Annotated in this window: 23 protein-coding genes; 10 read left to right on the top strand and 13 right to left on the bottom strand. The window is 39.5% G+C overall.

The window, feature by feature from the left end; translation table 11 throughout:
• Positions 1–4 precede the first annotated feature (4 nt).
• The 13 genes from MJO53_RS03055 to MJO53_RS03000 form a co-directional block, all read right to left on the bottom strand.
• Complete coding sequence (locus MJO53_RS03055; RefSeq protein WP_252080430.1) at positions 5–487, bottom strand: hypothetical protein; 483 nt, start codon at positions 485–487, stop codon at positions 5–7.
• Positions 488–1,132: 645 nt separating this feature from the next.
• Positions 1,133–2,542, bottom strand: coding sequence for a DUF3526 domain-containing protein (locus MJO53_RS03050; RefSeq protein ID WP_252080429.1), 1,410 nt, complete (start codon positions 2,540–2,542; stop codon positions 1,133–1,135).
• A 6-nt stretch (positions 2,543–2,548) separates the two neighbouring features.
• Positions 2,549–3,955 (bottom strand): ABC transporter permease, encoded by a 1,407-nt coding sequence (locus tag MJO53_RS03045; RefSeq protein WP_252080428.1) that lies wholly within the window; start codon positions 3,953–3,955, stop codon positions 2,549–2,551.
• A gap of 13 nt (positions 3,956–3,968) precedes the next feature.
• The gene (locus tag MJO53_RS03040) at positions 3,969–4,667 is read right to left on the bottom strand and encodes an ABC transporter ATP-binding protein (RefSeq protein ID WP_252081215.1); all 699 of its coding nucleotides are present in this window, start codon (positions 4,665–4,667) and stop codon (positions 3,969–3,971) included.
• Positions 4,668–4,714: 47 nt separating this feature from the next.
• Entirely contained in the window at positions 4,715–5,575 is an 861-nt protein-coding gene (locus tag MJO53_RS03035) for an alpha/beta fold hydrolase (RefSeq protein WP_252080427.1), read from the bottom strand.
• On the bottom strand, positions 5,565–6,794 hold the full coding sequence (alr, locus tag MJO53_RS03030) for an alanine racemase (protein WP_252080426.1): 1,230 nt from the start codon (positions 6,792–6,794) through the stop codon (positions 5,565–5,567). The genes MJO53_RS03035 and alr overlap by 11 nt, the downstream gene beginning before the upstream one ends.
• 13 nt (positions 6,795–6,807) lie before the next feature.
• The gene (locus tag MJO53_RS03025) at positions 6,808–9,291 is read right to left on the bottom strand and encodes a TonB-dependent receptor (protein WP_252080425.1); all 2,484 of its coding nucleotides are present in this window, start codon (positions 9,289–9,291) and stop codon (positions 6,808–6,810) included.
• A gap of 278 nt (positions 9,292–9,569) precedes the next feature.
• Positions 9,570–9,869: a hypothetical protein gene (locus MJO53_RS03020; protein ID WP_252080424.1), complete on the bottom strand. Its 300-nt coding sequence runs from the start codon at positions 9,867–9,869 to the stop codon at positions 9,570–9,572.
• A gap of 178 nt (positions 9,870–10,047) precedes the next feature.
• Complete coding sequence (locus MJO53_RS03015) at positions 10,048–10,332, bottom strand: DUF5712 family protein (RefSeq protein ID WP_252080423.1); 285 nt, start codon at positions 10,330–10,332, stop codon at positions 10,048–10,050.
• An 86-nt stretch (positions 10,333–10,418) separates the two neighbouring features.
• The gene (locus tag MJO53_RS03010; protein ID WP_252080422.1) at positions 10,419–10,673 is read right to left on the bottom strand and encodes a hypothetical protein; all 255 of its coding nucleotides are present in this window, start codon (positions 10,671–10,673) and stop codon (positions 10,419–10,421) included.
• A gap of 14 nt (positions 10,674–10,687) precedes the next feature.
• The gene (locus tag MJO53_RS16925) at positions 10,688–10,816 is read right to left on the bottom strand and encodes a hypothetical protein (RefSeq protein ID WP_286037771.1); all 129 of its coding nucleotides are present in this window, start codon (positions 10,814–10,816) and stop codon (positions 10,688–10,690) included.
• Between the two features lie 233 nt (positions 10,817–11,049).
• Positions 11,050–11,619 (bottom strand): hypothetical protein, encoded by a 570-nt coding sequence (locus MJO53_RS03005; protein ID WP_252080421.1) that lies wholly within the window; start codon positions 11,617–11,619, stop codon positions 11,050–11,052.
• A 304-nt stretch (positions 11,620–11,923) separates the two neighbouring features.
• Positions 11,924–13,387 (bottom strand): S41 family peptidase, encoded by a 1,464-nt coding sequence (locus MJO53_RS03000; protein WP_252080420.1) that lies wholly within the window; start codon positions 13,385–13,387, stop codon positions 11,924–11,926.
• Positions 13,388–14,182: 795 nt separating this feature from the next.
• Here MJO53_RS03000 and MJO53_RS02995 point away from each other — a divergent pair.
• From MJO53_RS02995 to MJO53_RS02950, 10 genes are all read left to right on the top strand, one after another.
• Positions 14,183–17,452 carry a SusC/RagA family TonB-linked outer membrane protein gene (locus MJO53_RS02995; RefSeq protein ID WP_252080419.1) on the top strand — a complete coding sequence of 1,090 codons (3,270 nt, stop codon included), beginning with the start codon at positions 14,183–14,185 and terminating at the stop codon, positions 17,450–17,452.
• 10 nt (positions 17,453–17,462) lie between these two features.
• Entirely contained in the window at positions 17,463–18,914 is a 1,452-nt protein-coding gene (locus MJO53_RS02990; RefSeq protein ID WP_252080418.1) for a SusD/RagB family nutrient-binding outer membrane lipoprotein, read from the top strand.
• Between the two features lie 265 nt (positions 18,915–19,179).
• Positions 19,180–20,193 (top strand): sensor histidine kinase, encoded by a 1,014-nt coding sequence (locus tag MJO53_RS02985; RefSeq protein WP_252080417.1) that lies wholly within the window; start codon positions 19,180–19,182, stop codon positions 20,191–20,193.
• Positions 20,190–20,936, top strand: a complete 747-nt coding sequence (locus MJO53_RS02980; RefSeq protein WP_252080416.1) for a LytR/AlgR family response regulator transcription factor — start codon at positions 20,190–20,192, stop codon at positions 20,934–20,936. Before MJO53_RS02985 ends, MJO53_RS02980 begins: the two co-directional genes overlap by 4 nt.
• Before the next feature lie 223 nt (positions 20,937–21,159).
• On the top strand, positions 21,160–21,699 hold the full coding sequence (locus tag MJO53_RS02975) for an RNA polymerase sigma factor (RefSeq protein ID WP_252080415.1): 540 nt from the start codon (positions 21,160–21,162) through the stop codon (positions 21,697–21,699).
• Entirely contained in the window at positions 21,699–22,247 is a 549-nt protein-coding gene (locus tag MJO53_RS02970; RefSeq protein WP_252080414.1) for a hypothetical protein, read from the top strand. The genes MJO53_RS02975 and MJO53_RS02970 overlap by 1 nt, the downstream gene beginning before the upstream one ends.
• Positions 22,228–23,322, top strand: coding sequence for a hypothetical protein (locus tag MJO53_RS02965; RefSeq protein WP_252080413.1), 1,095 nt, complete (start codon positions 22,228–22,230; stop codon positions 23,320–23,322). The genes MJO53_RS02970 and MJO53_RS02965 overlap by 20 nt, the downstream gene beginning before the upstream one ends.
• Before the next feature lie 76 nt (positions 23,323–23,398).
• Positions 23,399–24,064 (top strand): hypothetical protein, encoded by a 666-nt coding sequence (locus MJO53_RS02960; protein WP_252080412.1) that lies wholly within the window; start codon positions 23,399–23,401, stop codon positions 24,062–24,064.
• Between the two features lie 408 nt (positions 24,065–24,472).
• The gene (locus tag MJO53_RS02955; protein WP_252080411.1) at positions 24,473–24,793 is read left to right on the top strand and encodes a hypothetical protein; all 321 of its coding nucleotides are present in this window, start codon (positions 24,473–24,475) and stop codon (positions 24,791–24,793) included.
• Between the two features lie 9 nt (positions 24,794–24,802).
• The gene (locus MJO53_RS02950; RefSeq protein ID WP_252080410.1) at positions 24,803–25,864 is read left to right on the top strand and encodes an alpha/beta fold hydrolase; all 1,062 of its coding nucleotides are present in this window, start codon (positions 24,803–24,805) and stop codon (positions 25,862–25,864) included.
• Positions 25,865–25,929 lie beyond the last annotated feature (65 nt).

Genomic DNA, 25,929 nt, shown 5'->3' with positions numbered 1-25,929 from the left:
GAATTTAAGGTTTGTTTAATCTTGATGCAATCAGCTCATTTCGTAATACCATATTCCATCGAAATATGCTATGGCTGATTTGGTCATATGCCGATACTGTTTTCCAGCGGTCCTGGTCCAACAACAATATATTGGCCCTTTTTCCTCCTTCTATGGTCATGATGAGGTCAAGTAAACGAAAGATTTTGGCATTTTCGGAGGTTACTGATTTTAAAATTTGTTTAGGACTGAGTCTTAATTTATACCAGTGCTTTTCGGTATGGTCAAAGAATAGTGCCATGGAGTTGGTGATCCGCAGACCATTGGACACCCTAAAACTTTGATTATTGTCAGTGCGACAAAATATCAGTGATAGTATAATAACGGGCATTAAAAAGGGTGTAGACTGTGATGAAGCCATTACAGGATACCAGCGGTGCAACAGGTTTTTGGTGTTTGCGCTGGCGGCAACTTTCTGGTACCTAGCAAGATTGCGATATGGTTTCATGGCCATGTATACTCAAGTTGAATTCGTCTTTGTGCACATTAATTCGCCACACATACACCAATTATACGATGTATCGTTATAAGTAATATCCTGAATTTTGAAAATAACATATTGTTACAGGATTTCTGTCTGGTTTTCAGTCCCATTTTATCCGGTTGATAAGTAAGTAGTCGATTTTGTAAGCAAGTTTATCTTGTACTTGATGTATTCGGAAATGGAAGTATAGGAACTATTGAATCGTTTTAGTTAGTACTCTTGTTCAAGAAAAAGGGTTTCTAATGCCGTGAATTAGCCTAAGATTCCCTTGATTATTTTGCTATTTCCTTGTGACAGGGTGTCAACATGAAAAATAAAAAACCAAAATTCTGGGTAGGATAACTTCAATATAGGTAAGGGACAAGTTAAAATCTATGACTTAATCATTGAGGAAATTTTACATGATTGAAAATCATTGTTTTAAATTTAAAATCTTGGAGGTATTCCCATTAAGCACACTGAAAGCAAAAAACAATTTTTGAACACATATTTTATATGCCTAACTATCAATAAAAATAATTGAGGTGCTTAAAAAATAGGACAGTAACTATTGGCAACAAAATTGTTTATGTCCTTTTCATTGGTTCTTACTATAGAGAGCTAATTAAATTATTCAGTCTTGATTCCAATGGTAAAACTTAGAAGTAATAGACTTGTTATTATTGTTACCATTATTGTTGAATTCAATAAAATTGGAGATTGAACTTTTGAACTATCAAAATGAAATTTAGGTAATTTCGCTACCATTTCCTTGGTAAAAGCCTCTTCCTGGAAAACCAAAGGAAGAAAAAAATCCCTCCATTGGTCAGTGAAATGTAAAACACTTTCCCGATATGAATTATAATGGGCCGTGGAAGTATTGGAGATGTGATTCAAATTGTTTTGCAACAATATGGATGGGGATAAAAAGCTAAGTTTATGTACCCATTCCTGTTGCTTTTTGAGTGATTGGTCGTACTCGGTTAGGAGAGGCCCCATCTTTTCTAACATTAAATTTTTTGAAGCAAAATATCTTTGCCACCATCCATAAGCCGTACTTTCATCAGCTTCACGGGTTACCAGTTCTGGGTGACTTCTTAAGTAATCATCTAAAATCTTATCTTGTTCTTTATCTACTGTGGCTTGTAGGCTACGCATCTCATTGATAAGCATAGTTCTTGATGGCGTAGGATACAATACATTGGCCGATTGACCGACAAGTGATGGTATGGCCAATACAACAATCACCCAGCAGCCCAATAAAACAATAGCGTTAGTAGAGCTTGAAGCGCCTCTGAGATTAAGTAAATAAGCCAATACAAACCAAAAGGCCAAATACAAGCACACTTGCAACATAAAAATTAAAACAAGTTTATTGATGGACACTTTAAATAGTATAAACATAATGAATAGGCTTGTCAATAATAGAATTACGATGATGGCAAACCTGACCAATACTTTTTGAAGCAACCATAAACGAAGACTCAGTGGGCTGGTAGCAATAAGCTTGAACGAACCTTGTTCTTTCTCACTACTAAGGATATTGTAGCTAAAACTAATTATTACCAAGGGCAACAAATAAACCAAAACAAATGAGAGGTCAAAATTTCCCAAAAGTAAACTCACAGGACTTGCTAACTCTGTAAAGGCAATACTAAAATTATCATCAGTTAATGTAGGTTTGACATAATGGTTGAACATATCGCTCTGACCCGTAGCAACAAAACTTAAATGACTCGGGTTAAATGGAGTGACCCGTGGGTTCAAATCACCAGCGGCCGTTGGAAGGCTTGGATATTGCCAACTGGCCAAGTTTATTTCATGTCCGGCAGAAAGAGAGTCTAAATGTGCCATCATCAACGCATCGGAAGCTTTCATTTGGTTGATGGCCGCCGCAATACTGTTTTGTCTTTGAACAACTCTATTTTGACCATTCCAGCCTGCATACAAACACAATGACAACAATAAAACCGTGATAAATGAAAGCCAATAATTTCTTTTAATGGTGCGAAATTCTGTAAGTATATTAAGCCGTAACATAAGGATTCAAATAGGTTTAGTGAAAAAGAAAAGTGCACAAAAAGAGACCATTAACCAAGTAAATAGGGCAACCATACTCATTTTATTTTGATATAAAATTTCGGATAAAGCAGGAGGACTATACACAAACTCCGGCATTTCCTTCCATAACGATCGGTCGGCCTTGTATGCCCAATCACCATATTTGGAATTCGCTGCAAAATTACTGTTTAGCTTGTCTTGTAGCAGCATTCTATACTTCTCGGCCGCATCCGAAAAATCCCAGTGTGAGTTGTAATCGGTCCGGGCCAATGACATGGACAAAAAACGAGTCGGGAGAAAAGGGGAAAAAAAGGTGAACGAGTTGTAAACCTCATTATGTGTGCCGTATACTTTCTTTAATTCGTTATAATGCCTATAGTAGATTTGAGCTTCATGTTCCTCTCCCTTCTGCATCCGAAATCCATCATAATTAAAAGGTAATTCTTCAAGACTTTTTACATTGTATTTCCGTAAAGTTTCTTGTTCTAATATTTTAGCAGCTTCACTCCAAGGGTTATGACCATCCAGACCTTTTGATTTATCCAGTACGATTGCTTCGTCAAAAGATTGTTTGGTTGGATAAGGATACTTTAACTCTGCCAAGTTAGTGGCTGCCTTTGGGATGGCCAAACTGCTCAAAATCCAAAAAACTAAAAGGCTTACCAATGAAATCCCCGAGTTTTTGGAGAGCGAGGAAGCGATAAGGGAAATACTCGTGAAAACAGCGTAGTAGATTAAATATATGAGTAGCATACACAATAGGTGCAATATGCTAAAGCTACCAAAATCACTAAGTGAGCCAAGTAAAATTCCAGCAATCGTAAAGACCACCAATGTAAGTGAAGCAATAGGGGTAAAAACACCGAGCCATTTTCCTATGACAAGTAAACGAGGGTTAATTCCTTGACTTTTAATAAGCCTTAATGTACCGCGTTCTTTTTCTTTTGTAAAAATATCATGCCCTAGAAGTATGAGCAGTAATGGCATAATGAAAAGCAGTATAAAATCCGGTGTTAGTTCACCAAACCTGGCTAACCCGGTTTTATCCGTCGCCGCAGCATATTGGGCCTCATTTCTTTTGTGGGCCTCCAAAAAAATGGAGATTCCTACATACTTGTCAACGCCTTGATCTATCAACGAAAGGGGATACTTGGGTTTAAATGCATAGGTTCCGTAATGAGCTGCACTGTGAGGGTTTTTATCGGCTTGATGCTCCCAAACATGACGTTCGTTACTTTTCGCGATATTGTGCTGTTCCTGAACGGTTTTGTAATAACCAGTACTGACCAAGAAGGCCATTATTGTTAAAATGAGCACAATAAAGCCAGCTACCCTATACTGCCCGGTTCTAAGGAGTTGCTTTATTTCTTTTTTTACAAGTATTAAAATCATAATTGTGGTAGCTTTAATTCATGTGGGCCAGATAGAGCTTTTCAAGATTGGTGTGGTTAATATCTGTTGAAGAGAGTTCGTCAACCAGACTACCGGATTTCATGATACCTATTTTGGTACCTGTTTCTTTGGCCCTAAACAAATCGTGTGTGGCCATAAGGGTTGCTGTACCCTGTTTTTTTAACTTTAGTAGCAATTCTGAAAATTCATTGCTAGCCTTCGGGTCTAAACCCGATGTAGGCTCGTCAAGCAAAAGTACCTTCGCTTTTTTGGCCAGTGCTATGGCTATTCCTACTTTTTGACGCATTCCTTTTGAGTAACCTTTGATTCTTTGCATGTGGGCACTCTCCTGAAGGCCAACTTCATTCAGAAACATAATGAGTTCGTCTTTTTCGTATTTTTTTCCTGATATGCCAACAAAATACTGTAGGTTTTCCAGTCCCGACAATTCGGCGTAAAGGTTCAGGTTTTCAGGAATGTAAGCAATCTTCTCTTTTGTTTTTACGGGATGCTTTGCGACTTCTACACCTTCAATTAATGCATAACCCGAAGTGGGCTTTACAAAATCCAGAAAGAGGTTGATTGTAGTGGACTTCCCAGCTCCGTTCGCTCCTAAAAGACAATAAATGTCCCCAGTATTTACGGTAAGGTTAAGTTGATCAAGAGCTGTATGCTCCCCATATTTTTTGGTTAGGTTTTTTGCTTGTAGCATCATAGTGGTTTAATTATTGTTACTAAGTTACGATGGACGAGCTATCTCTAATCCTTTAAGTAACCCATTAATAGGTCGTTGAATTCTTTTGGTTTCTCCCAAAACATTGCATGGCTCGTTATAGCAACAGTATTAAAAAACGGTGCTTCCTTGTTTAACCATAAACTTGCTTTTCCATACCATGAATCCCTTAAAAAGAAAGCTGATCTAGATGGAGTTTCAGTGTTTTTGACCACATCTATATAATCCGCCGCTAAACCATCAATATATAAGCTCAATGCAACATGGTTTGGTGTTTTCAACATATCGTTTACCATCCATTTTTTATCATTATCACTCACGGGGTTTTGTAACATCCAGTTCACTGTGCCAGCGGCATCCCTGGTTCTTGAGCGGGTTAATCCCAATAGACTTGAACGGTAGTCATCAAAGTTTCCGTATACCCATTCGAAATCCATGTCGCCTACCCATTTAGGGGTTTCATCTATAAAAAAGACTTGTTTAATATTCCCTGTTCCAAATTGCTTTAGATACTCGAACATGGTAATACAGCCACTGGACCATCCGACCAATACCACATTTTTTAGCTTTAATAGTTTTATAAATTCCGCAAGGTCTTGTGCATGTACATCATAGGAATTCCCAACTGATGTTTTTTGAGATTCCCCTTGACCCCTTGGGTCAAAAGTTATAAATCGGTACTGTTTGGAGAAATATTCCTTTTGTTTGGAAAAAAAACGCGTGGTCATCGTCCAGCCAGGAATAAAAATGATTGGATTTCCTGAGCCTTCATCCTCGTAATAAAGCGTTACTTTTTGGTCGGGAAGCTTAAGGTAATTTTCACGCTGAGCATTAGCGCCCAAAGAAAAAAATAATAATATGTAAAACCGTAAATTTCTAAAAGACATCGAAAATTAATTTTGGGATAGACTCTTTATAATTGATTTGAAGGTAATTATGCCTTTTGACCAATTTACCAAACCCTTCAGGTGTGATCTCCGGTTTTTCCGGACCTATCAATGTTGCTATATCGCCAACCTTTACCATAGTATTGGCACCCAATGAGATATTTGTATGATTGGCATTTACATTGATAACAGGATATAAGGCTCCATTTAGAAGTACTTTAGCGCCGTTTTCAGCGCCACTATCGTAGCCGTCTCCCCAGCCAATGGGCAGTGTGGCAATCCATTCGTCTTTAGTTACTTTATAAAACCTTGAAAAACCAATGGTATCTCCAGCAGATAGTTTTTCAAGACGCATTACACGTGACTTTAAACGATACGTAGGCATTAGTGGCCATTTTTTTGACGCATCCATATTGGCCAATGGGTATGAACCATGAATTAAAATACCTGGTCGTACCATATCTTGATGTGAACTAGGTAAGTCTATCAGCGAAAAAGAAGGTGCCAAATGTGTTTTTCCCACATTGACACCTTCTCTTGACAACTCTTGAATTAAGTCATTAAAAATTCTGATCTGCTCTTTGGCAAAGTCCTTTGGTGTGGTCAAAGTAGAAAAAGTATACTTAATATTTAAGCCTAAACTACCAGACGCAGCGGTTGCCAACTCAAAGGCTTGGTTGAAAGGAATTCCCATTCTCCCTAAGCCAGTATCAATATAAAGGGCTGTACTTATTTGCTTTTTTGAGTTATTGGATAAGCTTTTGATTTTTTGTAAGGCATGTGCGGAAAAAATACTCAGAACAATGTCATTTTCAACTAGGTCTTGACCTAAGCTTTCATCAAAATCACCCATAAGCAGTATGTTTTTTTTGATTCCAGCTTTTCTTAAAGCCAAAGCTCTATCGGCTTTAACCAATGCAAAGCCTTCTATATGGACACTAGTGTCCAATATTTTGGCCACTTCAACATCCCCAAGACCATAAGCATTGTTTTTGATGACAGCCAAAACAGGTTTTTGGTTGGCCATTGTGCTAATTATTTCAGCGTTTTTATGGTAGGCCTTTCTTGATAGCTCCAACCAGAAATCAGCACTATTCTCTTTGGGTAAATCAAATTTACTCCTAGCGGTCGATCCCCACAATGAGGAAGGTAACGCGACTACACTAGCTGTTATAGCTGCATATTCCATGAATTTTCTTCTACTTGTATCTATAAGCATTACTTTGTTATTTCTAAAAATTATACCCTACCGTAAACAAGACTCTTCTTGGAGGTTGTGGTAACCAGTAGTATCCAAATGAATTAAAATAGGTGCGCTCATCGGTTAAATTTTCAATATTCATACGTAGTTGAATTTTTTTGGTTTCGTACCCTAGAGCCAAAGACATTTTTGTGTTTGCGGGATGTAGCTGTGCATCGGAGTTTGCTTTATCCCCAAAATATTGCGCTTGATGAAAAATACCATATCCTAAGGACAATCCTTTAAGTTTATTGGTAAAAGCATAGTTTGACCATAAACCGATACTATGGTTGGGTGCATTTTCCAGTTCGTTACCCTCTTCAAAAACGATGTCATCCAAAATCTCGGTTTGTAAATACGTGTAGTTTCCTTGAACGCTTAATTCATCAGTAATCCTACCACTAAAATCCAATTCTATTCCTCGGCTTCTTTGTGCTTTGGATATGTATAAGATATGGCCATCTATAGACACCTCGGAAGGATCATATGAGAGTCCACTTTCATCGGCCAGTTCAGTAAGAATAAAGCTGGGTTGATTTTCTTTTCTTAATTCAAAGGCAGCCAAAGTAACCCCTAACCTTTCATTAAAGAAATTGGCTTTAACACCTCCTTCAAATTGTTTTCCTAGGGTTGGATCCAAAAACTCTTCCGGTTTGTATCGATGCCTCCCATTTACCTCAAAACTTTCTGCATAAGAAGCATATAAAGAAACGTTTGGCTTTAATTTGTATAACAGTCCAAGTCTTGGGATGACTGGTTTATCGACCTCGTTTTTATAATCTGCCGGTCTTTCCGATTCACTGTCGTAATTCCTATCTCTTTTGTACCAGTTGAATCGTAATCCCATCAGTACATGTAATCTATCGTCCATGAGCATTATTTGATTTTGAAGGTTAAACCCTGTACGTGATAGCGTATCTTTATAAGGGTTTGGGTCTGTGTTCAACTCAAATAGATTATTAATGATTGTCGGGTCCGGATTATCAAAAGACCCTATAGCATTTGGAAATCTTTGGTAGGTAATTCTATCGGTAGAGAAAGTGTAATCAAAACCTGCAAACGCGTTATGTTTTACCAATCCTGTATTAAACTCATAATTAACTTCCAACAAGTTGGCAAAGTTTACCAAATCATTAAAAGTTGCCGAATTTCCAAATTCGATAACGTGCTCATTTAGCAAAAGATCCTGCCCTCCATTCACTACTTCTACATCCAATCTGGCTAAAGAAGGATGATTTTCAGGGTCGGTCGAATCTATTCCAAAAGAGCTAAGGGGAACGACATCTCCAGGGCTATAAACCCAATTCTGCCAAAGACCTCTATTCAATCTAGGTACAGATTGGTACTGATTGGTAAGCCGTAACTGTAAATTAGGGGTCAACTTATATTGAAGCGTTGATACCAAGCTTGTTTCCGTGAATTCATTTCTACTAGCTGGATTGCCATAGAACCTATTGTACGGCACGCTTCTAGCTTCTTCCAGCGTAACACTTGGCACAAAAATACCTGAATCTTCCACGCTACTATCGTCCCTAAGCAAGCCTTCGACAGTCCACGAGAAATTATTGTTTGGCTTATAAGAAAATGAAGGTGCCAACATAATATACTCATTACTGACATGGTCACGATAACTATCGGCCTTTTCATAGGTTGCATTCACACGCATAGCCAAAGAACCACTTGCATTGAGCACTTTGTTAAAGTCCAAAGAAGGCCTTACCAAGCCCCATGAGCCAGTTGTGTACTTTACTTGAACAAAATCAAAATCCTTTGGTTTTTTGGTCACAAAATTTACTACGCCCCCTGGGGAAACATCGCCATACAATACCGAGGCTGGACCTTTTAATATCTGTACTTCTTCTATATGATCGGAAAAATGATTTCCTTCATTGGAAATAAGTAATCCATTTCTACGGTAGTTGGCATCATTGAGTAAAAATCCTCTGGCTGAAATTTCCAGCCTACGAGAACCGTTTCCCCAAGCTGCGGTATTTTGTATGCCGCTTACGTTTCTAAAAACTTCTCTTAAATTAATTATTTGCTGTTGTTTAAGCACGTGCCGATCAACCACCTGGACTGCCATTGGTATATCAATCAATTCCATATTGGAACGGGTTGCTGACACTATTTTTTTACGCTGGCCCAAAACCACAATGTCATCCAGTAGGTTAAGTGATTCTTCAAAGACAAAATTGGCCGTACTTGTTTCTCCAGCTGAAACCGTTATCTTTTGACGTAAGGTTTTATATCCCAACATACTAACAGTAATTACGTACTCCCCGGGCTCTAATGAGTTAAGGCTATAGGTTCCGTCTTCATCGGTAACAGTACCTGTTTGATTATCAATCGACAAGTTTGCCAGATATATAGGGTGAGAGTTTTGATCGGTAACTTTTCCAGTGATTTTTCCTGTGTCCTGGGCAAATAAGTAATTATTACTAAAAAGTATTAATAGGAGTATTATAGATTTTTTCATTTATAGTTTGGTTGTTTATTGGTAGATATATCTCTATTTTTTGATGTTATCCTCAAAAGACTTTGAACATATATGCCATACCCGTTGTTCTCTGGGTACAACCGTAAGACCAATGAGATTTCAAAAGCGCTATCTACTATGCTGCTCCTTATAAGAGGAGAGAATATTTTTTTATGATTTGAAAGTATTTACATGAATGGGTGTACCTGCCGCCTTATATCATAAGACATGTAAACACTAATGATTGATTTATTTCTTCGAAAATGTAGAAGTGTAAACTATAAAAAATGAGGAGGAGGTCTAGAGAACAGTTTCTCTTTTTTCAGTGATTTTTTTGAAACAAAATCATAATTCTTCTCTACTACAAAAGTTGAATGTGTAAAGTATGTTTGTACATTGTATTCTGAAGTACCATTAATTTGCGGCGCCGAGTTAGCAACCGCTATAAATTCACAAACTTGACACTCCAAAACGTTATCATCTTCATGAACAAAAACATGAAAACTTACCACTTTTAAAGAGAGGTAAGCAGCTATGAATAAATATGCTATATAAGTATTGAACTTATTTTTGGTCATGGGCAGCTAAGTTAAGTAATAGTGAACATATTTGATATGAAATCTCAAAAATTAAGTTTTGTTCTTTCTATGCAGGTTTCCCGTAAAAACATTTTATTGAAAATAGATCAATAAGGCCCTAGTTCTTGCCCTCCACCCTTGCGCATGGGTCTTGATTGTAGTGGCCGTCCCCTGAACTTTATTGGCAGGTAAAAGGCACTTGGACACCCATAATCATAAGGGGTTTAAGGGCCTCCTTTCTCTTGATGTGCAACCTCATTGCCTTGACAAAGGACTTCCCTGGTTCCTTGGCATGGACCTTTCTCCCAATGTAGGATTCCACATAGTTCCTTTTGAACCCCATTGTCCTGTCAAAGGTCTTTTCGTCTGCTTGGTAAAAACTGTCCCGATTAAACCCTCCCTTGACCGTTTTTTTGTTCAGTTCCACTTCCGATGCCCTGTGCTTCGCCATTGGTGAAATCATAGAGGTTGTTGGTTGGGCCCCTTCTGCTGACGATGATGGGCAACTCCTCCTTATGTATCCCGGCGAGCACCAATTGCACGTTATGTTTATGTGGGACCAATCTTGTTTACTCTACTATCCTTTTTTGAGCTCCTTGGCATTCCCGATGGATTTGCCCCGTTCACTTTAAGTATCTCGTTCCTGAGTCTTGCTACTTCCCCTCGGTAGGGAGCATTCTCCTGAACCTGTCTATCAAAGCCCGTAGTGGTATGTTCGTGCTCGGTCTTGACATGATATTTCAGGTTCTCTGCCTTAAATTGGTCGTGTTGGCATCTATTTCCTCGATGATTGTTTGAGGACATATGCCGACGCTCTCTCAGTCAAAGAAATCCTCTCTTTGGTCGGGCAATCTGTTCTCTTTTTCCTTTACAAGATGGTCTACATAGTTTCCTGCTCTCGAGTTGTAGGTACTGCCCATTTTCTGTGCTGTGATGTTGCGGTACATGGTTGCTGGTTTAATCGATGTTTTAAACTATCAAAATCCCCGATACCCATATTGGTTTTTAAATAGGGCCTTCCATCATAGGCTCCACATTCTTCACCTTAAGGAGGATTTCATTACAGTACTTTTTGTATTCTTTGAATTCATGAAGCATTCTATCATACCCCAATTTTGTAACAGTATTTTTAGTTTCAAAAAAGTCCTTTCGCTCTTCCAGTATCTTTAGTATTTCTCTTTCAATTATCCAAATTGGTCACGCTAATGTCTCTAAAATAACCCCGGGTGCCGTTATCCACAAATAACCCTATGGCCCCCTTCTTATGAAATGTATTTTTTAAATCGTTCACTATCAATGATGGTTGTTCATTTCCATGAAGATAGAGTCTAGCCGTTCGATTATGGACTTCAATCCTGATAGGAATCCAGGTGTGCAGCTCCATGTCCGTATAGGATTCATATTTTCCGGGATTTTCTTTACGCAATTTGGAGAAGGGATAATTGGGATAAGCAAAATATTGTGTAGAATGATTACGCCTCAATTGATTTAGATCCCGTCCGTTCCGGGGTCTAATATAAATGCATTCAAAATGTGTATTGTCCTCATTGATATGAAAAGCGATACCTATGAATCCCCTGGCCTCTACTGGAGCGCCCTCTACAATGGAGCTATAGGCTTCGAGCTCAATCCTACCGTTGGTAAATGAAACATCGCCTATTTTCGCAAACGTTGGCTGGCTAGGTTGATCCATGTCCTGGTCCTTGATCACTTCAATACATGTTGTGCCGTCCTTGACCAAGGTTCTCATTTGTACATTGATAGCTTGGATATTTCTAAATTCACCCAATCCTAAAGACTGGGCTGATATCGACTGAAATGATGCGCAGAGAATAAAAAGAAAATAATACTTATACATGACTAAAGAATAAAAGCCCCCCTGCTGGGGGGCTTTGGTAGCTAATTCAAAAAATCAATCAATGAGAACAAAGCTCAACGGATTTTTTTACAGGTTAAAAGTACATTTGTTTTGGTCTTGATATTTGGAATTGATATGAAACCCAATTAATTTGATATAACCCTGATGTGCTGATGCAAGAAACCTGCAGTCCCACTTAATTCCTTACATAATCCCAGATACTTTCAATGACCATATTTCCTTTTTGAAAACTACTGTTGTCTTTAGACCAATGAATAGGAATATCTGGATTGATTCCCATAAACTCGTTTTTACCATCATTGCGCAATCTTACGCAGTCAGGCATCTTTACGGCCAAGCCTATATTTTCTAGTACTACTTCAAATCCACCATTGGTGTATCCGCAACCGGCACCAAAACTTGTCTCGCCAACTATGATGGCTGCACCATTGGATTGAAGGATGGAGCTAAACCCTTCAGTTGCAGATCCTGACCTATGGTCCTGGACAATAAAAAGACGGTCAGACGTATCATACACACCTCTTGTATAAGGCATGAAGCGATGTGTTTGAAGGATATATTTCGATCGAAGTTCCATAAATTGTGGATGATCCATAATATCTCTGGGCAATTGGTAGGCATAGGGATGGTGTGCCAACTTCAGGCAATTAAGATCATTGTTCAACCATACTTGATTGGTTTCGCAGTGATCTATGGAATTTTTGAGTAGTCCTTCGATAAATTTTCGGTGGCCCCGAAGTGATGTTCTTAGCTCCACTTGTATTGCTGTGTTGTTGAGGTCATCGTCAATGAGCTTGAGTTGATTGGTTAATACGTTTTGCCATATGGTATGATTGGTAAAATAGAAGGGTGGGTCAACAAGTTTATCGGCTGAGAACAATCTGGCGACAGCCTCATACCATTCAGTTCCTCCGCCATTTCCAGAGACATCCACTACTAGGGCATCAATATTTCTTGATTTTAATTCCAAAATATTTTGTATCAATAGCTGAGTCAGTTTATTTTCCACCTTTTGGGTGAAGGACCATTCACATTCCCTGTCACAATCGCCATCAAAGCTCTTTCGAAACTCCTCCCAAAGGTTAGAGGCTGTGTCCCAGTACCTCCAATAACCAAAAAATCCAATCCGCAAAACCCCGATCCTATGATTTTGTTCCTCTATGATAGCCGAGGGAAATGGGTTTTCGTCCGTGCTTAGCATTTCATATCCCGGTACCGAATCATAGTGTATCGTAAATTTAGGCTCCCTTTTTTCATAAGCCATCTTAATCAATGCAGTAGCTGCCATGTCCTTGTTCGTGAGCGCCGAGGACCCTGACATTGTCTTTATGTTTGTATTGCCGGGAACATTATATATTCTCGCCCGTAAATGACCGTCATTAAAGGATTTGAGAAATTCCCTGATGACACTTTGGGCTTCTCCCCTACTTTTGGCGCTTTCCAACCCTAGCAGGGTTTTCTCGTTCAGTTTTTTGAGGTTCAATCTTTCTTTTTCCCTTGCAAATTTTAAATTGGAATAACCATTGACCATTTCAGTCTTAAGTTTTTCGAAATCGGCAATCCACTTCTTGTTATCCTTCGGAGGATTGTTGAAGGATACAAATCCTAATAGACAAAATATACCTATCAATTTTTTCATAAATGTTGTTTTTGGTCAATAATAATTTTAAAAGTTGATTTAATCCGACAATGTCACAGCATTGAGTATGGGAACCACTATGATTGGGTGTCTGAAAAGGCCCAGTTTAGTCCTATCCCGGTTATAAAGGGCAACACCTATTTTGGCGGTTGAAACTATATAATGGTCCATGCCATCCATTGGATAGAACTACTTTATGCTTGAACTATTTGCCAAAATTTTGGGTCTTCTGCCATTTTCGGCAGTATGTATGTCTTTTTCCGACTCCTTTCGACCTACTATTTTGTATGTACGACTTCGTATGGTCAATGAGAAAATGTAAAACTGGGATGATTTCATCCTTTACACTTTTTAATGGGATATGACCTGGTGCAAAATGTATTTTTTAATTGCCAAATGGTTCCTGATTTCAGGAATACGGAGATGATGGTTCCTGTATTTACTTAGCTATAGTTGCCCAGATCACATTTTTTACGGTCTTGGTTATTTGGACGATAATCCTGTATTAAGATACTCCCTATGAGCATAAGCTTGTTCTAATTGGTATTAAAAGCAGGTAATTTGATATAAACTTTTGATCTTCTGGTAAAGGCTTCTAAAAACAAACTTCACAAAAAAAGAGTCTGATATCAAATTAAAGCCCTTACGTATCAAGAAATCAATACGTGTATGGGAATTTAGTTTTTTAGGTGCTTATCTAAGGGAAAGTTTAGATCTCTGTTTTCAAAAAGACAACCTGATGGTCCCTTGCCCTTAGGTAATAAAAAATACTAACGAATAATAAACTCAAACTACATGAAATTCAAAAATTTCAGAAATGCCTTGTTGCTTTTCATGTCGGCCATAGGTTTGGCCCATGCACAACAAAGAACGGTGTCAGGTAATGTTACAGATCAAGCAGGGGCACCGCTGCCCGGGGTTTCGATTGTTTTGGTCGGTACCACAGTGGGAACCCAGACGGATTTTGATGGAAACTATGCCATTGAGGCCAACACCGGGCAGCAATTACAATTCAGTTATATCGGTTTTGCCACCAAGAACCTATCGGTCGGTACTTCCGATGTCATTGATGTGGTGCTCTTGCAATCCAATGAACAACTGGATGAAGTGGTGGTCACGGCACTTGGCATATCAAGGGAAAAGAAATCACTCGGTTATGCTACTACCGAATTGGAGGGCGATCAGGTCAATGTTCCCGGTGAAAACAATGTCATCAATTCGCTTTCAGGGAAGGCCGCTGGGGTGAACATTACTAGGAACAACAACCTTGGAGGATCCACCAATGTTATCATAAGGGGAGTGACCTCCATTAATGGGGATAATCAAGCCCTGTTTGTTGTGGATGGGGTTCCCATCAACAATGAACCTGGTAACCTGGATGTCACCTATGGTAACGGAAACAATGATGTTGGAGGCGGGAGAGGAGGATATGATTATGGCAACCCTGTTTCAGACTTGGATCCATCCATAATTGAATCGGTGAATATTCTTAAAGGAGCCGCTGCGACCGCACTATATGGGTCAAGGGCGGCAAACGGTGCCATAATCATTACCACCAAACGTGGGAAAAGCGGTGATAATCTAGGGATAACGATTAACTCTGGTTTTACGGTAAGCCGAATGGACAAAAGTACTTTTGTAAAATACCAAAAGGAATACGGTCAAGGTTATTTTGGTGATATCACCACAGGGTCGGGTTCGTTCACCGATGGCTTTCGTACGACATTGGATCTGGATGGGGATGGGACCATCGATCCTTTGCCCAGGTACAATGATGATGCGTCTTTCGGTCCAAGATTCGATCCCAACTTGAACGTGTTCCAATGGAACGCTCTGGTAGAGGAACTACCTACCTATTTGCAAAAGACCCCATGGGTGGCCGCCGAAAACGATCCTTCATCATTCTTTAGAACGGCATACAGTTATAACAATTCCATTTCCCTTTCGGGAAGTAATGAACGAAGTGATTTTAGGGCAACCTATTCCAATAGTATCCAACAGGGTATCGTTCCAAACAGTGAAGTGGTCAGGAATAACCTTAGCACTACAATGGGATACAGACTGTCCGACAATATCAAGGTCACAGCCAATGCAAACTATACCAATACTAGGGGTAAAGGTAGGAATGGAACAGGGTATGATGGTTCAAATGCAAGAAATCTAATGACGAATTTTCGCCAATGGTGGGCGGTCAATACCGACATAGAGGATTTGAGGCGCGCCTATGAACAAACTGGGCGAAACATTACATGGAACTGGAAAACACCGGATGCAGAACGGCCTGAATACTGGGACAATCCCTATTGGACCATCAATAAGAACCAGCAAGAAGATCAACGTAACCGAATATTTGGGAATATAGGTATTGAATATGGAATCAATGATTGGTTGTCAGCCAATTTTAGGGTGTCCGTAGATCATTTTAGCGAGTTGCGCGAACAGCGTATTGCTATCGGAAGTGTGGGAACACCTAGCTTTTCAAGTTTTAACAGGAGGTTCAGTGAGTTGAACTATGATGCCACACTGCATTATAATAAGACATTCAATGAAAGCTTCAGTGTCACTGCATTGTTGGGGATGAACATCAGAAGGACAAGTACGGAAATATTATATGCAGAGACCAATGGTGGTTTGATATTGCCCGGTGTTTTTGCTATCTCTAACTCGTTGAATCCTCCCAATCCACCCTTGGAGGATTTTAGTAAGATTGGTGTCGATGGTGTATTTGGGTCGTTGTCCTTGGGATATAAGAACTTCCTTTATATGGACGTTACGGCTAGACAGGATAAGGCATCAACCTTGCCGGTGGATAACAATAGCTTTTTCTACCCTTCTGTTTCCACTTCCTTTGTCTTTTCCAATGTGATGGATTCCAATTGGTTGAATTTTGGTAAACTACGCTTGAACTATGCGGAAGTAGGAAACTTTGGTACTCCCCAAAGTTTGGTAAGTCCCGTGTTGTTGAACAATGATGGTTCGTTCGCAGGTGCCAACCTGGCTTCGGTAAGCTCAACATTGAGAAACCCGAATTTGAAACCTGAAAAGACCCAGAGCATTGAGGCTGGACTGGAGGCCACATTCTTAAATAACCGATTGGGATTCGATGTAGCGGCCTATAAAACCAATTCTATAGACCAAATTATAGACGTGGCCGTTTCAACAGCAACTGGGTATAGTCGAAAGTTTGTCAACTCCGGTGAAATTGAAAACAAGGGGCTGGAGGTTTCCATACATGGAACACCCGTAAGAACTGCTAATTTTGAATGGAACATGAGGGCTAACTGGTCCAAGAACCAAAGCAAGGTCCTGTCCCTATTTGATGGCGTTGACAATTTTGAAGTTCAGTCATTTCAATCAGGTATAACCTTCAATGCAACGGTTGGACGTCCTTATGGGACTTTGAGGGGTTCCAACTTTGTTTATCTGGATGGTCAGCCAGTGGTCGATCAGGATACTGGGGCCTATTTGCAATCAGATACCAATGAAGAGATTGGGGATACCAATCCAGACTGGATTGGAGGCCTGTACAATGGATTTAGATACAAGAACTTATCCCTTAGTTTCTTGATTGATGTCAGAAGTGGAGGGGATGTATATTCCTTGGATACCTATTATGGATTTGGAAGTGGCATCTACCCGGAAACTGTGGGTACGAATGCCCTTGGCAACCCCATCCGTAACCATTTGGAAGACGGTGGTGGATATGTTTTTCCAGGTGTTGCTCCCGATGGCAGTCCCAATGCGAAATTGGCGGATGTTAGCGATGCGGTCTCTTCAGGAGGTCTATTTGGTGATCTGCCCCAAGCGTATCATGTTGAAGATGGTTCTTATGTGAAACTTAGGGAAGTGGCGTTGACCTATAACCTTCCTAATCGCTTGTTGGGAAAACTTGGTGTACAGGGCGCTTCGATTTCATTAACGGGATCTAACCTTTGGATCATACACAAGAATATGAAATACAGTGACCCAGAAGCCGGGTTCAGTGCGGGTAATGCCCAAGGAGTACAAATTGGAGCCTATCCAACAGCAAAGAATTATGGTTTGAATGTAAAATTGGAATTTTAAGATAACAAGAATGAAAAAATATATCATAACAGGATTGATGTGCTTCATACTTTTTGCATCATGCTCGAACGACGAGAAGCTATCAGAATTGAATAGTGACCCTAAGAACCCAACGGCAAATGTGCCCGATCAGCTCTTCTTTTCAAATGCGCAGCGGAATTTGGTCGATATGAATTCTTCCATAAGCATCAACTCTAATATATTTCGGTTTTTGACCCAGTATGTATCATCACCAATATATACGCAACAGAGTCAATATAATTTTCAGAGTCGTACTATTCCCAGTACCTATTGGAGAACATTGTACCGGGATGTCTTGATAGACCTTAAGTATGCGAAACAAGAACTTGAGACTCCAGGGGCATATGTTTCGACAACTGAGTTAAAGATTAAAGATAATCGATTTGCCATCATCGAGCTATTGGAGTCCTATACCATGGGCCAATTGGTGGATACCTTTGGGGACGTACCCTATAGTGAGGCCCTTGATGGAGAAAACCTTACACCAAAGTATGATGATGCTTCTGGAATATATCAAGATCTGCTGATACGGATAGATAATGCGTTGTTATTGTTGGACGCTGATTTTGGAAGTTATGGAAATGCTGATTTAATCTATGGAGGGGACACCGAAAAATGGATTAGGTTCGGTAATTCCTTAAAGATAAAACTGGCCATGACATTGTCGGATGTAAATCCTTCCCTGTCAAAATCATTGGTAGAGGAAGCTGCAAGTTTTGTTTTTCAAAGCAATGAAGATAATGCCGTATTGGCGTATGATGCTTCGCCTCCGGCAAACAATCCACTATGGAACGACTTGGTATTAAGCGGTAGGAGCGATTACTTCATGGCCAATACGATAGTGGATGCGCTTAATGAGCTGGAAGATCCACGAAGGGACATATTTTTCTCCAATCCGATTAACGGTGAATATGTTGGTGGCGAATATGGTGCTGGGGGCGATTTCGATACTACTTCCCAATTTGGGGATATGTTCACTGAGCCTGATCTTCCAGGAAATATCTTGGACTATTCGGAGATAATGTTTTTGATGGCAGATGCTTCGGCGAGAGGTTTCGACGTGGGAGGTACCCCAGAGGATTTCTACAATGAAGCGATTAAGGCCTCGTTTACCTTTTGGGGCCTGACGGAGAGCGAAGCAAATGATTATCTGGCCAAACCAGAAGTGGCCTATGCCACTGCAGAGGGTGATTTTAAACAAAAGATAGGAACACAAATGTGGATTGCACTCTTTAATAGGGGGCAAGAAAGTTGGTTACAATGGAGACGGTTCGATTATCCGGTATTAAATGAAGCTCCACAGCTCACATTGGAAGATATTCCAGTACGATTGACATATCCCATAGATGAACAAAACAGAAACAATGCAAATAGAGAGTCTGCCGCCAATGCCATTGGGGGAGATCAACTTACCACCAAATTGTTTTGGGATTTGAACTAGTTGGTTTAATTCATTGAGTTAGTAAGGGGACGGTTCGATTGCATGGGACTGTCCCTTTTTTGAGATTTGGTCAATTATCTTTTTGTCCATTCATAATGAAATTATTAAATGAATGTTCAGTAAATGTTGGAGGTACCGGTCAATTCTTAATCCCTGGTAAAACAAATTCCCTTAATCGGATAAACATCTTTTGAATTCTTAAATCAGGAGATTTTGCTAAAATTCTTCTCCTATCCTTGCTTAAACAAAATTGCCTATGAACCGAATGAAATGGATTATTATCGTTTGGCTCTTTTTAGGAGTATTGACACTCTCACAGCTAGTATTGACCAATCTGATGTACCCTGGAAACTTGACCAATGCCCAGGTATATTTCTATCCGCTGGGTAGTTTTATTACCGGAGTTCTGTTGTTATATGTATTCTTGGTCCCCATATTCGATTACTCGGTAAAGTATCGTCCGGTATTTAGGTTTTTTTTGTTGGCCCTCCATGCGGTTCTATATGTAGTATTATATCTATTGTTGATATTTCTATTTGATTCACTGGTTGTCGAAAAGACCTTTGAGAATTATGGAGGTCGATTGAAGAGTTATGCCTTGGTGAATTTCAATAATATCCTAAAGAACTATTTGTTCCAAGTGACCATACTCTATGTATACGAATTCATCCACAACCTGAGGCATGAAATGCGAAGAAAACAGGATCTCGAGACCAAACTTGAAGTTTCCAAGCTTCAAGTCCTCAAATATCAGTTGCAGCCCCATTTTCTTTTCAATTCGCTCAATAGTGTGGTATCCATACTCGAGGAAGACATAAAGAAGGCCCAGGATATGCTTATCAACCTAAGTGATTTCCTCAGGATGACGCTAAATTCGGACTTTAACAAGCTGGTCCCACTGTCATTGGAGCTTGATAATCTCCAAAAGTATATGGGGATAGAAAAAATCAGATTTGAAGATCAATTGGAATTTATTTTGAAAATTGATGAGGGTACCGAAAATGTAAAGGTTCCCATATTGATTCTTCAACCTATTGTCGAGAATGCCATAAAGCACGGTTTTAAGGGGGGCACCGAAAAACTTACGATTGCCGTTGAAGTGGAAACGGGGGGCAAAAAAATCACCATACGTAATAATGGAGCAAGATTGACTGCGATTCGGGAGAATTTTGGACTCACCAATGTAAAAAAGCGTTTGAAACATTATAGTCCCAACCGAAACTCTTTTAGGATTTATCAAGAAGGGGGATGGGTTGTGAATGAATTGATATTGCCATGAACAGATATTCAGTTGTTGTTGTTGATGATGAGGGGCCCTCTTTGAGAAGAGTGGTCAATATGATAAACGAACACCCTTTGTTAAAGCTATTGGGCACCTCTATGAGTAAGAAAGAGGCAATTAATACCATTGTCGAAGTCAAACCGGATATACTATTGATCGATATCCAGCTAAAGGATGGGGATGCCTTTGATGTGATAAGGGCCATCCAAGGGCATTTTTTTGGCAGCATCATTTTTATAACTGCATACGATCATTTTGCTCTCAAGGCATATGAGGTCGGTGCGATGGATTATCTTTTGAAGCCCTTTGATTCAGAACGCTTCAACAAGGCACTTTCCAAGGCTACCAACATGGATGAGAAAAGATATGGTCAAGTGTTGGATTCCTTGCAAAGTAGCAAGTATGATAAATCAGAGATCTTGGTCATTCCAGAAGGAGTAAAACAATATTTTATCAAACGTGAAACGATTCATTATATCTATTCCGAGGGATATTATGCCAACTTCATTATGGATGGGGAAAAAAAAGTACTGCGCATTTCCTTAAAAAAATTAGAGAAGGTGTTGCCTAAAAATTTCATACGAATCAATAAATCTACTATCCTCAACTATGGGCGGATAAGGGAAATTGTCAATAATATCAGTGTGACCAAGGTCATTATGAACGATGGGAACGAGTTTCATGTCTCGGAAAGTTATAAATCCGCCTTTGATGAAACCTTTCGCCAGTTCATAAAATAGCGTGCCCATGGTTTTTTCTTCCTTAGGTCGACGCCATCTTACTATGGGGGCTAAGAGCTGCTTCATTGTCCTCAACGTGAACCTTACGACAACCATTGGTTATAACAGGACCATGATCAATATAAACAAACCTAAAATAGGAACCATTTGATGCAACCCTTACAATTTTCAAATGTCCTTATTCTTAGATGGGTGGATTGTCAATTTATCAAACATTGGATAGATGGACGCTAGTATCCAATTTACTCATAAAGATCTTGTTGAAGGTTCTAAACAAGGTGATGGGAACTCACAAAAACAATTGTTCAATCTTTATGTGGATGCCATGTACAACACTGCATATAGAATGATGGGAAACAAAGAGGACGCAGAAGATATTGTACAAGAAGGTTTTATGGATGCCTTTAGATATCTATCCTCGTTTAAATATGAGAGCAGTTTTGGTGCATGGTTGAAACGTATAGTTATCAATAAGTGTATCAATCGGCTAAAGGTCAATAAAATTGAATGGGAGCCATTTACTGCAAACACTTATCAATATGCCCAAGAGGAACCATATGTCGATGATGTGCCCGATGTTAACAAGGTAATGATAGGAATTGGGATGTTGCCCATTGGATACAAACAGATTATCTCACTTTACCTTATCGAAGGCTATGATCATCAAGAGATTAGTGAAATTCTAGGTGTCGCCATATCAACGTCTAAATCCCAATACCACCGCGCAAAGAAAAAGCTGATTAAAATCTTAAAGGAACTCTAATGGACAATTTTGAGCGTCATATTCGAAATAATGCTTCCCTGTTCGATCAACACAGACCCGATCGGGATAAAATATGGAGCGCTATCACCGAAAATTTTGATCATAGGGATATGGTGGTCCACGTCCCTTTATGGAGGTTATCTATTGTGCGCTTTGCTGCATGTTTTATTTTTCTTGTGGGGCTCACAATATATTTTTTCTTGGGTCAAGGATTCCTGGGCACATCCCATGAGAATACAATCACTTCTTTTGAATTGATGGAAATCAATGATTACTATCAGCGAATGGTTGAAGAACAAATTGATTTGATACAGGAGTACACTGGACTTAATGTGGAAGATAAATCAAGGTTTTTGAAATTCCTGGATGAATTAGATCGGGAACATAGGGAACTGAAGAAGGAGCTGGAGAGGAATTTGGATAATGAACGCATCATCAATGCCATTATCGAGAATTACAAAATGCGTATTGAACTCATGGAGAATTTTTTGAAACAGGTGGAACATAAGAAACTAAAACTAACAGAGAATGAGGTATATGTGCTTTAGATTGGTGTGGGTTGCAATCATTATAGGAACCGGTTGGGTGAATGCACAAGATAAACAGCACCGTAAGATGCATGCCGTTCATGGAATGTCACGAAACGGCACCTTGAACCTAACGAACAGTTATGGGAATATCAAATTGTCTGGATGGCAGAAAAATCAAGTTTCCATAACCATGGATGTGTCCGTATCCGGAAGGGATAAAAAGAACGATGGTTCCTTAATGGAACGGATACAGTTGAAAGTCGAAGAGAACAGTGGTGGAACCATAAATGTTTCGTCCATTATAGAAAAGCAGAGAGAGGGCTTTCTTGCTAAGTATTTTGGGTTGGGAAGGGAAATGGAAAAAGCTTCGGGACAGATTAAAATCGATTTGACAGTAATGCTGCCAAGTGATGCAAACTTACTGGTACAGAATAAGTTTGGTAACCTTTTGATCGAAGACTGGAGGGGTAGGTTGACGGTGGAAATGGCACATGGGGATATATGGCTGAATACAGATTTGGAACAAGCTGACATCAATTTGAAATATGGAAAATTAAAGGCGAATTCGTTGGGTAGGGCCAATATCGAAATTGAAAATGGTTCGATACAGTTGAACAGAACGGACTACATGTTACTTCAATCAACAGGGTCAATAGTGAATATAGGCGAAATCGAGGAGTTGCGCATTACTTCTAGTAAGGACGAACTCTATTTTGATTATTTGAATGAGATCAATGGCAGCTTGGAGTTCAGTGATTTGAACCTTCGGCATTTGGGACTATGGATGGACCTTGAATTGGATATTAGTGAACTGGAACTGTTTGAAATACTTGACGAAAGCGCCAACCTAAGAATAAGGGAAGAGTCTTCACAAGTCATCATTCATACAACAGGGTTTGGCTGTAGTTTGGATGCCTTGTTGGAGGAAGGGGTGATCAGGATACCGAAAACTTACCTCAATGTGAAGTCCACAGGTCTGGCTAGCCCGGGTTCTGGCCGTATACGTAGGGTGACCGCCAATTCAGGTGGCATGGGAAATGGTAGTATAAGCTTGGAAGGAAAAAAAGGAATTATAGTACTTAAACAGAATTAAAAAGACTCTTTTTGGTGCAACCTTGATTTATTGCACTTGTCCTTAGTAATACATAATCAATATAAATCATTTATCAATGAAAAAACGAACAATGATAGCCGCTCTGGCTATAATGGTTTGCTGCTTGCCATTACATGCCCAAGATCAATCTTCTGAAGCGTATTTGGAATTCAATGACCGAAATAATAGGGTTCATGGTGTTTATTTGGGAATCAATGCAGGATTCGGCAGGTTGGAAGGGGAAGAAGCTTATCTGGGCAGTTTGAAATTTGCCTATGTGGCCAATAAAAGATTTGAGGTCGGGCTAACGGCCACATTCCTGTTTTCGGAACAAAAGGTAATCGACAATAATCCAGCGGTCAATGATGATCTGATCGGTGTCTACGGTGGACTTCATTTGGAACCTATTTTCTTTGGTTCTTCCAGGGTCAACTTGTCTTTTCCCATCACCATTGGAGGCGGGACTTTTGGCTTTATAGAAAATTACTACTCGGAGAATGAAAGTAAAACACATCGTCGTCCGGATGATTTTGATGAGGTGTTCATAGTTGAGCCAGGTGCCAGCCTGTTATTCAACATATCCCGTTACCTACAGTTGGAAACAGTTGTGAGGTACAGGTTATCAAGTAATTGTGATCTAAGAGGAGCAACATTGAAAAATCTAAATGGATTTACGGTGGGACTCGGGATGAAAATAGGAGTGTTCAACCTTGGTCGTAATCGTTATAAACAAAATATTTAAGCAATGGAGATGAAATATAGGAAAGAATCAATATCCTTGAATAGCTTGTTTCTATATCACGAGGGGAACCAAGTATTCATAAAGAATTGTGATAGGGTGAAAACAGGAAAGATGACTTGGCTTCCTGTAAAATTCAGATGGATAGGATTGGCGATTGCTAAATATTGTTACATCCCCATATGTATGCTTATGTCATCTTATGGCTTTTGTCAAAGTCTGGTTCCCAAGTCCATATCAGTATCATACATTGGGGAAATGGTAACACATCCCGGATTGAAATTGTCATTTGATTATACATTGACCGAATGGGAAAAAACACGAAAGGGAAGTGAAAAACAAATCAATAAATCATTGGTACTTTCACCAACTGTGGGCTTTTATTACCATAGGAGGTATCAAACAGGTCTGATGGCCATTCCAGAGATAAAGATTAGAAGGCAGAATCAAAAAGGAGGTTACTTCGAATTGGGCGCTGGTTTAGGTTACCTAAGGACGTTTGTGCCAAATACTTTTGAAGTCGGCCCAACTGGTGAAGTTTCCAAAGTTCATGCGGGACACCATTATTGGGCAAAAAACATCTTCTTTACTATTGGAAGAGAATTGAAGTCCAAAAATAGGTCGCCGATAGGGATGTTTATCAAGCCACAATTTTTATACGCTACACCTAATTTTCCAAAGGGAGTAGGATACTTTATGCTTGAAATTGGATTGAATTTAAAATTAAAATAGGTTAACATAATGTACATAAAAGGATATTTGAACATTTTAATACTTGCCATATTGATTTGTTCATGTGAAAAGTTTGAACTGGAGCAGGCATCCGAGACCTTCTTTCATGTAAGAATTGCTGGTACTGAACTGCCTGTACTGGTAAGAGGCAATACTAGTGCCAAGAAATTTATTATTTATATCAATGGTGGCCCTGGTGCAACAAGTTTGGATGTTGCCAATGCGGATCTGTTCGATTGGTCCAATGGCTTAGAAGAAAATTTCGCTATGGTATATTATGATCAGCGCGGTTGTGGAAACGCCCAAGGTGATTTTGATGAGGGTACCTTGACCATTGCACAGTATGTTAAAGATCTTGATGCCATCATTACGGTATTGCAGGAGAAGTATGACCGACCGGATATCTATTTGATGGGCGCAAGTTTTGGTGGGTATATTGGGGCAAAATATTTGATGACACAGGATTTTGAGTCAAAAATTTCTGGATGGATTTCTGTCGATGGCGCCTATAATTTTGACTTCGACCTAAGCTGGCAATACCGGAGAACATTTATGTTGAACATTGCACTTGAAGAGCTGGAAAAGGGCAATATGGTCAATCATTGGTCCGATGCATTGGAGTGGGCTGAAAGCAATCAAGTGATCAGTACAAGGGAACAGAAGAATCGTTTAAGGGATTTTATTGGCTGGCCGGGCCAGATCATTATCCCCGAGGAAATAGCCAGTATTTCGGTCAGGCAGTACTTGCGCATCGGTTTTGCATCGTCTTACAATGCTTTCCCTGCATTTTTATCTGCCAACCTTGAAATTGTAAATGATAGATTGAATGCCGATGCAGAAGGAGACAATCTGATTGAATCGGTTGAAAGTATCACATTGCCCTCTCTATTCATATGGGGTAGATATGATGATCTGATCGTTCCAGAGGAAGGCAAGGCGGTGTTTGATAATTTTGGCACTCCTGATGAATATAAGTTTTTTGAGTTGCTTCCGAATTCAAGTCATGAACCATTTATCAGTGATCCCGAAAACTTCAAGGCGCTTGTTGTGGATTTTGTTAACTCACATTGATATGCCTTCTGCTATACTATCCTAGTGCAGAATAAACACTTACTTCTTATATGGGACGTTTAATG

The sequence above is a fragment of the Flagellimonas marinaquae genome (assembly GCF_023716465.1).
Classification (GTDB): domain Bacteria; phylum Bacteroidota; class Bacteroidia; order Flavobacteriales; family Flavobacteriaceae; genus Flagellimonas; species Flagellimonas alginolytica.
Note: the sequence above shows the minus strand (reverse complement) of the source record. Positions and strands in the feature narration are given on the sequence as shown.